General features: G+C 68.5%; 13 protein-coding genes. 10 read left to right on the forward strand and 3 right to left on the reverse strand.

The window, feature by feature from the left end:
- Positions 1-427 precede the first annotated feature (427 nt).
- Positions 428-697: a hypothetical protein gene (locus NC595_RS08940; protein WP_253566010.1), complete on the reverse strand. Its 270-nt coding sequence runs from the start codon at positions 695-697 to the stop codon at positions 428-430.
- A 193-nt stretch (positions 698-890) separates the two neighbouring features.
- Between NC595_RS08940 and NC595_RS08945 the strand changes: the two genes are divergently transcribed.
- On the forward strand, positions 891-1,895 hold the full coding sequence (locus NC595_RS08945) for an integron integrase (RefSeq protein ID WP_253566011.1): 1,005 nt from the start codon (positions 891-893) through the stop codon (positions 1,893-1,895).
- Between the two features lie 229 nt (positions 1,896-2,124).
- Here NC595_RS08945 and NC595_RS08950 read toward each other — a convergent pair whose 3' ends face one another.
- Positions 2,125-2,397, reverse strand: a complete 273-nt coding sequence (locus tag NC595_RS08950) for a hypothetical protein (protein ID WP_017463757.1) — start codon at positions 2,395-2,397, stop codon at positions 2,125-2,127.
- Complete coding sequence (fliK, locus tag NC595_RS08955; protein ID WP_253566012.1) at positions 2,394-3,656, reverse strand: flagellar hook-length control protein FliK; 1,263 nt, start codon at positions 3,654-3,656, stop codon at positions 2,394-2,396. The genes NC595_RS08950 and fliK overlap by 4 nt, the downstream gene beginning before the upstream one ends.
- Before the next feature lie 192 nt (positions 3,657-3,848).
- Here fliK and NC595_RS08960 point away from each other — a divergent pair, with 192 nt between their 5' ends.
- The 9 genes from NC595_RS08960 (at position 3,849) to cheD (ending at position 12,886) form a co-directional block, all read left to right on the forward strand.
- The gene (locus NC595_RS08960; protein ID WP_253566013.1) at positions 3,849-4,172 is read left to right on the forward strand and encodes an STAS domain-containing protein; all 324 of its coding nucleotides are present in this window, start codon (positions 3,849-3,851) and stop codon (positions 4,170-4,172) included.
- 13 nt (positions 4,173-4,185) lie between these two features.
- Positions 4,186-4,548, forward strand: coding sequence for a response regulator (locus NC595_RS08965; protein ID WP_017463760.1), 363 nt, complete (start codon positions 4,186-4,188; stop codon positions 4,546-4,548).
- A 14-nt stretch (positions 4,549-4,562) separates the two neighbouring features.
- Positions 4,563-6,539 (forward strand): chemotaxis protein CheA, encoded by a 1,977-nt coding sequence (locus tag NC595_RS08970; protein WP_253566014.1) that lies wholly within the window; start codon positions 4,563-4,565, stop codon positions 6,537-6,539.
- Between the two features lie 142 nt (positions 6,540-6,681).
- A complete protein-coding gene (locus tag NC595_RS08975; RefSeq protein WP_253566015.1) occupies positions 6,682-8,391 on the forward strand; it encodes a methyl-accepting chemotaxis protein in 1,710 nt (569 codons plus the stop codon).
- Between the two features lie 65 nt (positions 8,392-8,456).
- On the forward strand, positions 8,457-8,954 hold the full coding sequence (locus NC595_RS08980; RefSeq protein ID WP_253566016.1) for a chemotaxis protein CheW: 498 nt from the start codon (positions 8,457-8,459) through the stop codon (positions 8,952-8,954).
- Between the two features lie 118 nt (positions 8,955-9,072).
- Positions 9,073-9,579: a chemotaxis protein CheW gene (locus NC595_RS08985; RefSeq protein WP_063672395.1), complete on the forward strand. Its 507-nt coding sequence runs from the start codon at positions 9,073-9,075 to the stop codon at positions 9,577-9,579.
- A gap of 11 nt (positions 9,580-9,590) precedes the next feature.
- Entirely contained in the window at positions 9,591-11,315 is a 1,725-nt protein-coding gene (locus NC595_RS08990; protein ID WP_253566017.1) for a methyl-accepting chemotaxis protein, read from the forward strand.
- 3 nt (positions 11,316-11,318) lie between these two features.
- A complete protein-coding gene (locus NC595_RS08995) occupies positions 11,319-12,212 on the forward strand; it encodes a CheR family methyltransferase (RefSeq protein ID WP_253566018.1) in 894 nt (297 codons plus the stop codon).
- On the forward strand, positions 12,209-12,886 hold the full coding sequence (gene cheD, locus NC595_RS09000) for a chemoreceptor glutamine deamidase CheD (protein ID WP_253566019.1): 678 nt from the start codon (positions 12,209-12,211) through the stop codon (positions 12,884-12,886). Before NC595_RS08995 ends, cheD begins: the two co-directional genes overlap by 4 nt.
- Positions 12,887-13,095: the final 209 nt, after the last annotated feature.

Raw genomic sequence — 13,095 nt, forward strand, 5'->3', positions numbered from 1 at the left:
AGCGACAGGCTGAGCTGGCCGCTCGGAAGAGAGAAGTGGATCGGCCGAGCGCAACCACTCAGGGCCATCGCGGAAGCCACAAGTAGACCGATTACTTTCATGCAATCCCTAACGCCTGAGTTAAGCGGCGGCGAAGCCGTCCGCCTTGAACGAGTTGTTAGGCACCCGCGGAGCGCCTGCGAAGAACGACTATGCCAGCAAAGGCGAGGTTGACCAACGAGATGCCAGCAAGCCACATGAGCGAGGGAAATAGGTAGTTCCGCATCGACTCGACTCCGGCAGCCTGTACGGCACCCAAGGCTTTGGGGTTACAAGGCCCGGCGATCGGGAGTTGGGCGAAGGTGACAAAGAAGCGCTGGGCGCCGGCAAAAAGGGCGGCCACGTTGACGGCAACGAGCGCTAGAAATGCTGACTTTTGTTTCATGGCCTAACGCTGGAGTTGAGCGGCGGCGGAGCCGTCCGCCTCGGACGACTGGTTAGGCTCGGAGGACTTTGCCATACCGACCGACATTGCACGCCTGATGAGGGTGACTCCGGCAGCAATGAATACGAGCACGACAAAGGCTCGCCCGGAAAAAATGCCAGCCGAATAAGCCGAAGTGATGCTAGACGCGGAGAAGTCACGCACTAGGGCGAAACACCTCCCCAGGCCCACTAAAAGTGACATCAAGCCAACAATAATCATGGGTTTTTTCATGGGCGCGTCCTTTGCGACGGAAAATGCCTAACGCTATGTAGATTGCAAAACGCAGTCTAATCCTGCGACCTATCCCCGGAACATCCACCCGTTGCCGCGGGACTCCCTTACAACATTCAACGACTTGCCCCGCTTCGTGCAGCCTAATCCTGCAACCTAATCTTGCCGCTCACATCGGCGGAGGGTGGCACGGATGGCATCGTTCCACGGGAAGGGGGCGGGGGCAAGCAAGGCGGCCGAAAAGCCGCCGAAGTTGCTCGACCAGGTGCGCGACCGCATGCGGCGGTTGCATATGGCCCGCCGCAGCGAAGAGGTCTATGTCGGCTGGGTACGGCGTTTCATTCTGGCCAACGGCAAACGGCATCCGCGCGATCTTGGCGCCACCGAGATCGAGCGGTTCCTGACCGGACTGGCGGTGCACGGGCGCGTGTCGGCGTCCACCCAGAACCAGGCGTTGTCTGCGCTGCTTTTTCTATACAAGCAGGTGCTCGGTCTGGAGTTGCCATGGCTGGATGGAATGGAGCGGGCGAAGCGCCCCCAACGCGTGCCCACGGTGCTGACGCGTGCAGAGACGCAAGCCTTGCTGGCCGAGCTGCGCGGCGTGCACTGGCTGATGGGCAGCCTGCTGTACGGCACCGGCATGCGCCTGATGGAGTGCGTGCGCCTGCGAGTGAAGGACGTGGATTTCGAGCGCCACGAGATCGTGGTGCGACAGGGCAAGGGGGCCAAGGATCGCCGCACGATGCTGCCGCGGATGCTGGTGGAGCCGCTGCGCACTCAACTGGCGGAGGCGCGGCGTGTGCACGAGCGTGATCTGGCATCCGGCTTCGGACGGGTCTGGTTGCCGGACGCGCTGGATCGCAAGTTTCGCGGCGCGGGGGCGGACTGGGGGTGGCAGTATGTGTTTCCGGCGTCAGCGCGCAGCATCGATCCGCGCGATGGCGTGGAGCGTCGCCACCATATAGATGAATCGAGCCTGCAGCGAGCGATCAAGCGGGCGCGTGACCGGGCGGGCATCGTCAAGCCGGCCACCTGTCACACCTTGCGCCACTCCTTCGCCACCCACCTGCTGGAAGCGGGGCAGGACATCCGCACCATCCAGGAGCTGCTCGGTCACAAGGATGTGGCGACTACGCAGATCTACACCCATGTGCTCAACCGGGGTGGGATGGGCGTGGTCAGTCCGCTGGATCGGTGAGGGTGGCGGTCTGGGCGATGGGGTGTGATGAAAAGGGTGTCGGGGCTGAAGCCCCTCCCACAAGGGATCGCCGCGCGCGGTCCGGCAGAGGAACGCGCTGGCGCGGGCGGCCCTGCGCAGTCTTCGCGGGTGTTGTAGGAGCCCGCTGGCGGGCGATGCTCCTGCTCCTGATCCACATCGAAACAAAAGAGCATCGCCCGCGAGCGGGCTCCTACGGGGGCGATGTGGCCTAGAGCTTTTCGCCGGAGGCCTCGTACACGCAGGCCAGCACCGAGGCGGCGGCGGCGTAGAGCGTGCCGGGTACGTCGTCGCGCAGGCGCAGCGAGGCGAGCAGGGCGGCGATCTGCGGGTCCGGATGCAGCGGAATGCCCTGGTCGCGGGCGCGGGCCAGCAGCAGGTCGAGGGTTTCGGCCGGGACGCGCGGCGCGGCTGGTGCGTCCTTGCCGCCGGTGCCCAGGCGCAGGGTGACGCGGCGTTGCGGGTTCGGTAGCGACTGGGTCATGCCTGGGCCTTCAGCAGGTTGGCGGTCTGTCGGCCGGTGCCGCGCGGCAGGCCGGTCTGGCAGGTGAGCTGGTCGAGCAGCAGGCCGCAGGCGGCCAGCCGCTGGCGCAGGGCGGTGAACTGTTGCTCCAGCCGGTCGGTGGTGTTGGCGCGCTCGGCCCACAGCCGCACCGACAGGCGCAGGTCGTGCAGGTGCAGCTCGCCCTGCACCGGCCCCAGCGTGGGCAGGTCGATGGCGAAGCCGAGCGTCCATTGCCGTGGCGGCTCGCCTTCCGGGCCGGGCACGTAGTCCAGCTGCATCTGCAGCACGTCCTTGCCGTCGCGGCCCTTGATCGGGATTTCGGTCATCCAGGCCGGCACGGTGGTGGCTTCGAGCTGCGCCACCTCCACCCGCGCCAGTGCGGCGCGCACGGCGGTGTGCAGTTGCGACAGCAGCGGCGCCGGATCGTCCTCGCTGCCGAGCCGGATCAGCTGGTGGGTCAGCTCGGCCGCGCGCGCCTGCGGCTGCACGCCGCGCTGGAGCAGCGGCGGCGGGGTGTCCAGCTCGGATCCGGGCAGCGCCGGCCGCGGGGTCTGCGTGCTGCCACCGGCGCTGGCACTGCCACGCGGCGGGGCGTAGCTGGCGAGCAGGTTGGACAGCTTCAGCAGCACCGCTTTCCAGTCCTCCTCGCCCACGTGGGCGGCCAGCAGCGGCCCCTGGGTGAGGCTGGATTCCATGAACAGGCCGCTGCGCACGATCGCCTCGCGCAGGCCGGCGCCGGTGGTGACGTCGGCCGGCGTGCGGATCGCCTGCTCCAGTTGGGCCAGCACCGGGCGCAGCTCGGCCGGGATCTGCCGCATCACCGGTCGCTGCGACAGCGCCTGCACCGAGGCCAGCAGCGGGGCGAAGCCGTTCTGCTGGGGTAGCCGTTCGCGCATGGCGATCTGCGCGGTGGACTCGGCCACCTGCGGCAGCATCACCTCCAGCGTGGGCTGGCTGCCCAGGCTGAGTACGCGCACCTGGAACTGCGCCGGCAAAGGCCCCTGGGCCTGGCCGGGCTGCAGCATCGAGCGCGGGTCCGCTGCATGGCCGCCGCTGGACTGGCCGGACAGGTCCGCCTCCACGGTCATCCCGCCCACCTGCAGCAGGATCTTGCCCTGGTCGGTCGTGCCCAGCGGTCGCGCGGACAGCACCACCCCGATGCGCCAGCTCTCGGCGGTGGTGCCGGAGGCGGCGCCGAGCCAGGTCAGTGCGGCAAGGCTGGTGGGTTGGATGATCAAGCGAGGCTCCTTCGCCCCACGGCGGAGATCGGGCCGTCGGACGGCGGCTTGTCGAGGGCTAACGGCCGCGCGCGCGGGAACTTTAGCCCCGTGTGCGCAACCGCACGAAACCCGGCCCTAAAGCCCCGGCCGCAGCCGCCGATAAGCCCCCCGAGCGAAATCACCGGCCACACCGGCCAACGGGGCAAGGGCATGGGCAGCAAGGCGTCATCCAAGGGCAAGACGGCCACGGCCGCGACGGGCATCGTGCTTCCGGCGGATTGCCGGCTGGGCGCGCTCGACACCCTGGCGCCGCAGTTGCGCGAGGCCGCCGACGGCAGTGCCGCGACGCTGGACGGCGCGGCGGTGGAAAAGGTCGACGGCGCGGCGATGCAGCTGCTGGTGGCGTTCCGCCGGGCGGCGCTGGCCGCCGGCGGCAGTGTGGCCTGGGCCGGGGCGAGCGACGTGTTGCACGAGGCGGCCAGCCTGCTGGGGCTGGGCGCGGAACTGGATCTGCCGGCCGTGCGGTCGGCCTGAAACGAGGTGGAAGATGGCAAAGATTCTTGCAGTGGATGATTCGGCGTCGATGCGCGGCATGGTGGCCTTTACCCTGCGTGGCGCCGGCCACGAGGTGAGCGAGGCCGAGAACGGCCAGCTCGCGCTGGACCAGGCCAAGGGCGGCAAGTACGACCTGGTGCTGGCCGACGTGAACATGCCCGTGATGGATGGCATCTCCATGGTGCGCGAGCTGCGCACGCTGCCCGAGTACAAGGGCGTGCCGATCCTGATGCTGACCACCGAGTCGCATACCGACAAGAAGATGGAAGGCAAGGCCGCCGGTGCTACCGGCTGGCTGGTCAAGCCGTTCGATCCCGAACAGCTGCTGGCCACCGTCAACCGCGTCCTGGGCTGATCCGGAGAAAACCGATGGCCAATGTCAGCATGGCGCAGTTCCACCAGGTGTTCTTCGAGGAGAGCCTGGAAGGACTCGACAACATGGAAACGGCGCTGCTGGCGCTGGACGAGGGCGGCGACAAGGAGCTGGTGCACACCATCTTCCGCGCCGCCCACTCGATCAAGGGCGGTGCGGCCACGTTCGGCTTTCCGGAGATGTCGGCCTTCACCCATGAGGCCGAATCGCTGCTGGACGAGCTGCGCGATGGGCGTCGCCCGATCGACAAACCGATCATCGAGCTGCTGCTGCGCAGCGTGGACTGCCTGCGCGGCATGTTCGCGCGGGCGCAGGCCGGGCAGCCGCTGAATGACGAGGCAGCCGAGGCCCTGCGCGGGGAGCTGGCAGCGGCGATGGGGCGCGAGGCGACCACCGAGGTGAAGGCGCGTCGCTCCGGCGACCGGGCCGATGCCTGGACGGTCCGCTTCCGCCCCCATCCGGGCATGGCAGCCAGCGGCAACGACCCGCTGCGCCTGATGCGCGAGTTGAAGGCGCTGGGCGAGATGAAGGTCACCGCCGATCTCGACAAGCTGCCGGCGCTGGACAAGCTCGAGCCGGGCGAATGCCACATCGGCTGGACCATCGAGCTGCGCGGCCAGGTCAAGCGCGACACCATCAAAGGGGTGTTCGACTGGGTCGAGGACGAATGCGACCTGAGCATCGAGCCGCTGCACGTGGTGGCCCCGCCGGCCGCCGCCGAGGCGCCGAAGGCGGCCGTGGCCGACGTGGCGACCGCGCGTGCCGCGCGCGAGGGCGCCCCGGCGGCCAGCGCCGAGTCCAGTTCGGTGCGCGTGTCGATCGACAAGATCGACAGCATGATCGACCTGGTCGGCGAGCTGGTGATCACCCAGTCGATGCTCGATCAGTTCCGCGAGAATTTCGACATCGCCAAGCTGGCGATGCTGCAGGAAGGGCTCACCCAGCTGGCGCGCCACACGCGCGAGCTGCAGGAGAGCGTGATGGGCATCCGCATGTTGCCCATCGGCTCGGTGTTCAACCGCTTCCCGCGCCTGGTGCGCGACCTCAGCGCCAAGCTGGGCAAGAACGTGCGCCTGGACATGCACGGCGAGCACACCGAGCTGGACAAGACGGTGCTGGAAAAGATCGGCGACCCGCTGGTCCACCTCGTGCGCAACGCGATCGACCACGGCCTGGAAATGCCCGACAAGCGGCGCGCGGCCGGCAAGGTCGAGCAGGGCACGCTGCGCCTGGAGGCGTTCCATCGCGGTGGCTCCATCGTGGTGGAAGTGGCCGACGACGGCGCCGGCCTGAACCGCGAGGCGATCGTCGCCAAGGCGGTCCAGCGCGGACTGATTTCCTCGGGTGAGGGCATGAGCGACGAGGCGGTGGCGGAGCTGATCTTCCAGCCCGGCTTCTCCACCGCCGCCGTCACCACCGACCTCTCCGGCCGCGGCGTGGGCATGGACGTGGTCCGCCGCAACGTGTCCGACCTCGGCGGTTCGGTGACCATCCGCTCCACCCCGGGCAAGGGCAGCGTGTTCACCATCGTGCTGCCGCTCACCCTGGCGATCATCGACGGCCTCAGCGCCGCGGTGGGCGAGGAGAGCTACATCGTGCCGCTGGTGTCGATCGTCGAATCGGTCCAGTTGAAGACCGAGGCGATCCGCAGCGTGGCCGGCGGCGGCGAGCTGTTCCGCTTCCGCGGCGAGTACCTGCCGGTGATCCGCCTGCACGAGGTGTTCGGTTGTGCCGGCGCGGTCCGCAAGATCGAGGACGGCCTGATGATCGTGGTCGAGGGCGAGGGCACCCGCGTGGGCCTGTTCGTCGACGGACTCAACGGCCAGCAGCAGGCGGTGGTGAAGTCGCTGGAGGCCAACTATCGGCGCGTGCAGGGCGTTTCGGGTGCCACCATCCTGGCTGATGGCTCGGTGGCGCTGATCGTGGACATCGCAGGACTGGTGCGTCTGCAGAGCCGTCGCAAGGCGGCCTGACGGCACCGCGCGGCACGGGGGTGCCGCCGGTACGAGGGGGAGTCGGCCGTCACGGGATCGTGGTGGCCGCCGGGTCGACCGGCACTCGCGCAGCAAACCTCCCGGGGCCCGCGCGTCCCCCGTATCGAATCGGTAGAACCTCATGCGTAGTCTGTCCCGCTTCTTCGACCATCTCAGCCTCAACGCACGTGTCTGGCTGGTCATCGTGCTGGTGATCGCCGGCCTGGCAACCCTCACCGTGGTCACGGCGCTGGAAACCCGCAAGCAGCAGATGGCGGCGCTGGAGGTCGACCTGGCCAACCACGTGGACAGTGCGATGGCGATCGCCGAGTCGTTCCGCCAGCGTGCCGCGGCCGGCGAGTTCGATCAGGCCGAGGCGCAGAAGCGCGCGCTGGCCGCGATCCAGGCGATGCGCTGGGACAACGGCACCGGCTACCTGTTTGCCGTGGATTCGAAGCTGGTGCTGCGCATGCATCCGATGCGCAGCAAGGACATCGGCAAGTACGTCGGCGACGAGCACGATCGCAACGGCACGCCGCAGTACCGGCTGATGGTGGAGGCCGACCAGAGGGACGGCCACGGCCTGACCAATTACGTATGGCCGATGCCGGGCACCAAGAAGATCGAGCCGAAGATTTCCTACAGCCAGTGGTACAAGCCGTGGGACCTGCATTTCGCCACCGGCGCGTACTACGTGAACATCGACGCGGCCTACCGCGCCAACCTGGCCTCGCAGCTGCTGCGTGCCGGGGTGATCGGCCTGCTGGTGATCCTGGTGGTGTGGCAGTCGATGCGCTCGATCCGCAACAACATCGGCGGCGAGCCGCGCTTCGCGGTGGCCATGGCCTCGCGCATCGCCGACGGCGACTTGCAGCGCCCGGCGGACGAGCCGGCGTTCGGCGCGGACAGCCTGCTTGGCGCATTGCAGCGCATGCGCGACAAGCTCACCGGCATCGTGCACGAGGTGCAGCGCGGCTCGCAGGTGGTGTCCACCGCCGCGCAGCAGATCGCCAGCGGTAACGACGACCTGAGCCAGCGCACGCAGGAGCAGGCCTCCTCGCTGGAGGAGACCGCCGCCTCGATGGAGGAAATGACCTCCACCGTGAAGCAGAGCGCGGAAAACGCCAGCCACGCCAACCAGCTCGCTGCAAGTGCGCGCAAGCAGGCCGAGCACGGCGGCGAGGTGGCCGGCCGGGCCAGCGAGGCGATGCGCGAGATCGAGGCGGCCAGCCGGCAGATCACCGACATCGTGCAGCTGATCGACGAGGTGGCCTTCCAGACCAACCTGCTGGCGCTGAACGCGGCGGTCGAGGCCGCGCGTGCGGGCGAGCAGGGCCGCGGCTTCGCGGTGGTCGCCACCGAGGTGCGCAACCTGGCCCAGCGCAGCGCGGCGGCGGCGAAGGACATCAAGGCGCTGATCAACACCACGGTGGACAAGGTGCACGCCGGCAGCGCGCTGGTGGACGAATCGGCGGCGTCGCTGGGCGAGATCATCGGCAGCGTGAAGCGGGTGACCGACATCGTGGCGGAGATCGCCGCGGCGGCGCAGGAGCAGTCCACCGGCATCGACCAGGTGAACCACGCGGTGACGCAGATGGACGAGGTGACCCAGCAGAACGCGGCGCTGGTGGAGGAGGCTTCCGCTGCGGCGCGGGCGATGCAGGAACAGTCAGCCGCGCTGGCCGAGCAGATGCGCTACTTCCGCACCCGCGAGGCCGACGTCCCGGCCATGCGGGAGGACATCCCCGTCCGGGCGCCGGCCCCGCCGGTGACACGAGCGGCCCGGGTGCCCGCGGCCCCCCGGGCACCGGTCACGCAGCCGGTCGCCGCCGGCGCCTGGCAGGAATTCTGAATCCGCTTCAAGCACCGCCGGCCGGGTCCGGCGGTGCCGCTTTTCGGCCCCAAGGAGGACAGCTCATGACCGACACCCCCGACACCCTGCGCACCCGGTACCTCACCCTGATCCTGGGCGACGACCTGTACGCCGTGCCGCTGGGTGCGGTGAAGGAGATCCGCGGCAACTGCGCCAGCGTGGCGCTGGAGGGCGTGCCGCCCTACGTCGTCGGTCGACTCGACCAGCCCGGCGTGGCCGCCCCGGTGGTCGACCTGCGCCGCCGGCTCGACATGCCGCAGGCGCAGGCCGGTGCTCCGTCGGTGCATGTGCTGCTCGAGCGCGGCAAGCGCCCGCTGGTGGTGCGCGCCGACGCGGTGGCCGACGTGGTCGACCTGGGCATTCCCGATGAGCCGGCCACAACCGAGGGGCCGGATGCCCGTGCCGACCTGGCGTGGCTGCGCGGTGTCGCGGCGGCCGCCGAGCGGATGGTGCTGATGCTCGATGTCGACCAGCTGGTCGCGCCGGCCGACCGTGCGGCGGTGGATGCTGCGATTGCGGCCGACCAGGCCCGCGCGGCCTGATTTTTCCGCCCCGAGTGGCCGGTCGCGGCCACTCAAGTTCCTCGCCCTGCGGCCGATCTGCTTCCTGATAGCAACAAGCGCCAAGCGCCCTGCGCGCTCCCCCGCACGAGGTCCTTCCATGTCTGACGCTGCATCCCACGACGCCCCGACGTCGCAATACCTCACCCTGAACCTCGCGCAGGAGGAATACGGCGTGGACATCCTCGCCGTGCGCGAGATCCGCGGCTGGACGCCGGTGACGCGCATTCCCCAGGCGCCGCCCTACGTGCTGGGCGTGCTGAACCTGCGCGGCGCGATCGTGCCGGTGATCGACATGCGCCTGCGCTTCGGCCTGCCGCGCGAGGAGTACACCCCCAATACGGTCACCGTGATCGTCGCGGTGAGCGGGCGCAACTTCGGCGTGGTGGTCGACGCCGTGTCCGACGTGCTGGACGTGAAGACCTCCGAACTGCGCCCGGTGCCCGACATGGGCACCACCGTGGACACCGAGTACCTCAAGGGCCTCACCGCGGTCGAGGACCGCATGGTGCTGCTCCTGGACGTGGACAAGCTGTTGCAGCCGCAGGACGCGCAGATGCTCGAGGCCGCGCTTCCTCCGGCCGCTGAAGTCAAAGCCGTTGCCTGACAGGAAATTCCATGAAACTGCCCAAGCTCTCGTTCAAGCTCCCCTCCCTCAACCTGCGCTGGCGCCTGCGACTGGTGCTCGGCCTGCTGATGCTGATGCTGGTCATCGGCGCCGTCATCGGCTTCGGTTCGATGCAGCTGCAGAACGAGGCGCTGCGCCGCACGTACCAGGATGAGCTGGTCCCGGCCAACCTGATCAGCTCGCTCAACCGGCATTCCCTGCTGTCGTTCATCACCCTCGGTGAGGCGGTCAGCAACGTGAGCAAGCCGGACCAGGTCAAGCAGAAGGTGGCCGACTACCAGAAGCAGCAGGAGATGATCGCCGCCGACGAGAAGGCGTTCGATGCGCTGCCCAAGAGCGACGCGATCAAGAAGCAGTACGCCAAGTACAAGTCCAGCGACTCGGACTACCAGAGCGGCATCAAGGACATCATCGATGCGCTCAACCACGGCGATACCGGCGCCGGCGACGTGCTGGACATGGAGGTACGCCCGTTCCTGATGGACCGCCAGGAGCAGCTCAGCAAGCTGATCGACCTGCAGCGCAACGAGGCCCAGGGCATCTACGAGGCGCAGCTGTCCCGCGTGAAGATGGTGCGCGCGTTCAGCCTGGCGGCCCTGGCCCTGGGCATGGCCTTCGCGGCGGTCCTGGCGCTGGCGCTGAGTCGCTCGATCATCGGCACCCTGGCCTACGCCGGCAAGATCGCCCGCGAGATCGCGCAGGGCAAGCTGGGCCACAACATCCAGGTCAACCGCAAGGACGAGCTGGGCGAACTGCTCGACGCGTTCCGCACGATGGACCTGCGCCTGTCCTCGATCGTCAGCGAAGTGCGCAGCGGATCGGGTGAGGTGAGCACGGCCGCGCAGCAGATCGCCCGCGGCAACGACGACCTCAGCCAGCGCACGCAGGAGCAGGCCTCCTCGCTGGAGGAGACCGCCTCGTCGATGGAGGAGATGACCTCCACCGTGAAGCAGAATGCCGAGAACGCCAGCCACGCCAACCAACTGGCCCGCGGGGCCCGCGAGCAGGCCGAGCGCGGCGGCGAGGTGGTGACCCAGGCGGTGGTCGCGATGAAGGCGATCAACGAGTCCAGTCGCAAGATCTCCGACATCGTCAGCCTGATCGACGAGATCGCGTTCCAGACCAACCTGCTGGCGCTCAACGCGGCCGTCGAGGCGGCCCGCGCCGGCGAGCAGGGCCGCGGCTTCGCGGTGGTGGCCACCGAGGTGCGCAACCTGGCCCAGCGCAGCGCGAATGCGGCCAAGGAGATCAAGGGCCTGATCAAGGACAGCGCCGAGAAGGTGCACAACGGCACCACGCTGGTCGACCAGACCGGCAAGTCGCTGGCCGAGATCGTCGACAGTGTGAAGAAGGTGACCGACATCGTCGCCGAGATCGCCGCGGCCAGCGCCGAACAGTCCGCCGGCATCGACCAGGTGAACCACGCCGTGATGCAGATGGACGAAATGACCCAGCAGAACGCTGCCCTGGTGGAGCAGGCCGCTGCCGCCGCCCGCGCCATGCAGGAGCAGGCCGGCGAGCTGTCGCAGCAGGTGGGCTTCTTCCAGCTCGACGAGTCGATCGGCCAGGTGGCGCCGTCGGTGACCAGCCGTGCCAAGGCCGTGGCGGCCGAGGCCGAGGCGGTGTTCGCGGCGGTGCGCAGCACGCCGGCCGCCCCGAAGGCCGCCCCGCGCTCGCCCGAGGCGGCCGACTCCGGCGCCTGGAAGGAGTTCTGATCGATGGCCGCGCCCGTCATGACCGATGATCGCGTCGCCTCGGCGGGCTCCTCGGCGGCGGGCCTGAACGGGCCGACGCTGCAGGATGCCGAGTTCGCCTTCCTGCGCCAGTTCGTCTACGACCAGTGCGGCATCGCACTGAGCGACCAGAAGCGGCAACTGGTGCAGGGGCGCCTGCAGCGGCGCCTGCGCGCCCTGCGCCTGCGCGATTTCAGCGAGTACTGCGAGCTGCTCAAGCACGACCCGGCCTCCGAGCTGGGCGAGCTGGCCAGCGCGATCAGCACCAACGTCACCGCGTTCTTCCGCGAGATGCATCACTACGACCTGCTGATCGAGAAGCTGCTGCCGGAGTGGATCGAGCAGAAGCGTCGCGACGGCGGGCGGCTGCGGATCTGGTCCGCAGGCTGTTCCACCGGCGAGGAGCCCTACGCCATCGCCATGGTGCTGGCCGAGGCGCTCGAGCGCACCGGCGCCAAGATCGACGCGAAGATCCTCGCCACCGACCTGTCGCCGCAGGCGCTGGAGCAGGCGCGCCGGGGCGTGTACGCCTTCGATCGCCTGGGCGGGGTCAGCGACGAGCGCCGCAAGCGCTGGTTCCTGCGCGGGCAGGGCGAGTACGACGGGCTGGCTTCGGTGCACCCGCGCCTGCGCGAGCTGGTCACTATCCTGCCGTTGAACCTGTTGCACGACTGGCCGATGCAGGGGCCGTTCGACGCGATCTTCTGCCGCAACGTGGTGATCTATTTCGACAAGCCGACCAAGGAAAAGCTGTTCACCAGGTACGCACGCATGTTGCCGTCCGGTGGCTATCTGTTCCTGGGCCACTCCGAGTCGATGCACGGACTGAGCAATGATTTCGAACTGATCGGACGCACCGTCTACAGGAAGCGCACATGAGCGCTGTCGCCCAGGTCGCCACCGTCGTTCCGGCGCTGAGTCATTTCGACCCCGGCTGGGTCATGCCGGGTTTCGAGCACATGCGCCGTTTCTGGGACCCGTCGCTGTCGCGCTACAACGTGAAGGTGCTGCCGGGCGAGTACTACATCAGCCGGCAGGACGAGATGATCTCCACCGTGCTCGGCTCGTGCGTATCGGCGTGCATCTACGACCGACGCCTGCGGCTCGGCGGCATGAACCACTTCATGCTGCCCGAGCCCACCGGCGAGCGCAGCGCCGAGCGCGACAGCTGGTCGGCCACCGTCGGCCGCGCCGCCCGCTACGGCAACGACGCGATGGAGCACCTGATCAACGCCCTGCTGAAGGCGGGTGGCCGGCGCGAGGACTGGGAAATCAAGATCTTCGGCGGCGGCAGGGTGCTGACCCAGATGACCGACGTGGGCCAGCGCAACATCGCCTTCGTCAAGCGCTACCTGGAAACCGAGGGACTGCCGGTGGCGGCGTCCGACCTGGGCGACATCTATCCGCGCCAGGTGCAGTTCTTCCCGACCACCGGCAAGGCGCGCGTGCGGCAGATGCGCGGTCGCGACGAGGCGGCTCTGGTCGATCGCGAGAAGCAGTACCTCAAGCAGTTGGCAAACGATCCGATAAAGGGAGAGGTCGAGCTGTTCTGAGGCCGGTTTTTCTGGCCGGCCGGCAGGACCTCGCCCATCCGGGACGCCATTCCGGCGAAAGCGGGATTCCATCCTGGAGGCGCCACAAGATCAAGGCGGGTTTCCGCTTGACCAGCCTTGGGCTGTTGAAGCGCCTCGCGGGAATGACGCTCGCTTCGAACGGAACCGACCGTGCGTCGCGCGCAACAACAAACGGTTACAAGCACTGT

It is taken from the genome of Dyella lutea (genome assembly GCF_024158035.1).
Lineage (GTDB): Bacteria > Pseudomonadota > Gammaproteobacteria > Xanthomonadales > Rhodanobacteraceae > Dyella_A > Dyella_A lutea.

Excerpts from the sequence above, each read along its gene's own strand:
- NC595_RS08940 (WP_253566010.1), bottom strand. The coding sequence starts at position 697 with ATGAAAAAACCCATGATTATTGTTGGCTTGATGTCACTTTTAGTGGGC.
- NC595_RS08945 (WP_253566011.1), top strand. The coding sequence starts at position 891 with ATGGCATCGTTCCACGGGAAGGGGGCGGGGGCAAGCAAGGCGGCCGAA.
- NC595_RS08950 (WP_017463757.1), bottom strand. The coding sequence starts at position 2,397 with ATGACCCAGTCGCTACCGAACCCGCAACGCCGCGTCACCCTGCGCCTG.
- NC595_RS08960 (WP_253566013.1), top strand. The coding sequence starts at position 3,849 with ATGGGCAGCAAGGCGTCATCCAAGGGCAAGACGGCCACGGCCGCGACG.
- NC595_RS08965 (WP_017463760.1), top strand. The coding sequence starts at position 4,186 with ATGGCAAAGATTCTTGCAGTGGATGATTCGGCGTCGATGCGCGGCATG.
- NC595_RS08970 (WP_253566014.1), top strand. The coding sequence starts at position 4,563 with ATGGCCAATGTCAGCATGGCGCAGTTCCACCAGGTGTTCTTCGAGGAG.
- NC595_RS08975 (WP_253566015.1), top strand. The coding sequence starts at position 6,682 with ATGCGTAGTCTGTCCCGCTTCTTCGACCATCTCAGCCTCAACGCACGT.
- NC595_RS08980 (WP_253566016.1), top strand. The coding sequence starts at position 8,457 with ATGACCGACACCCCCGACACCCTGCGCACCCGGTACCTCACCCTGATC.
- NC595_RS08985 (WP_063672395.1), top strand. The coding sequence starts at position 9,073 with ATGTCTGACGCTGCATCCCACGACGCCCCGACGTCGCAATACCTCACC.
- NC595_RS08990 (WP_253566017.1), top strand. The coding sequence starts at position 9,591 with ATGAAACTGCCCAAGCTCTCGTTCAAGCTCCCCTCCCTCAACCTGCGC.
- NC595_RS08995 (WP_253566018.1), top strand. The coding sequence starts at position 11,319 with ATGGCCGCGCCCGTCATGACCGATGATCGCGTCGCCTCGGCGGGCTCC.
- cheD (WP_253566019.1), top strand. The coding sequence starts at position 12,209 with ATGAGCGCTGTCGCCCAGGTCGCCACCGTCGTTCCGGCGCTGAGTCAT.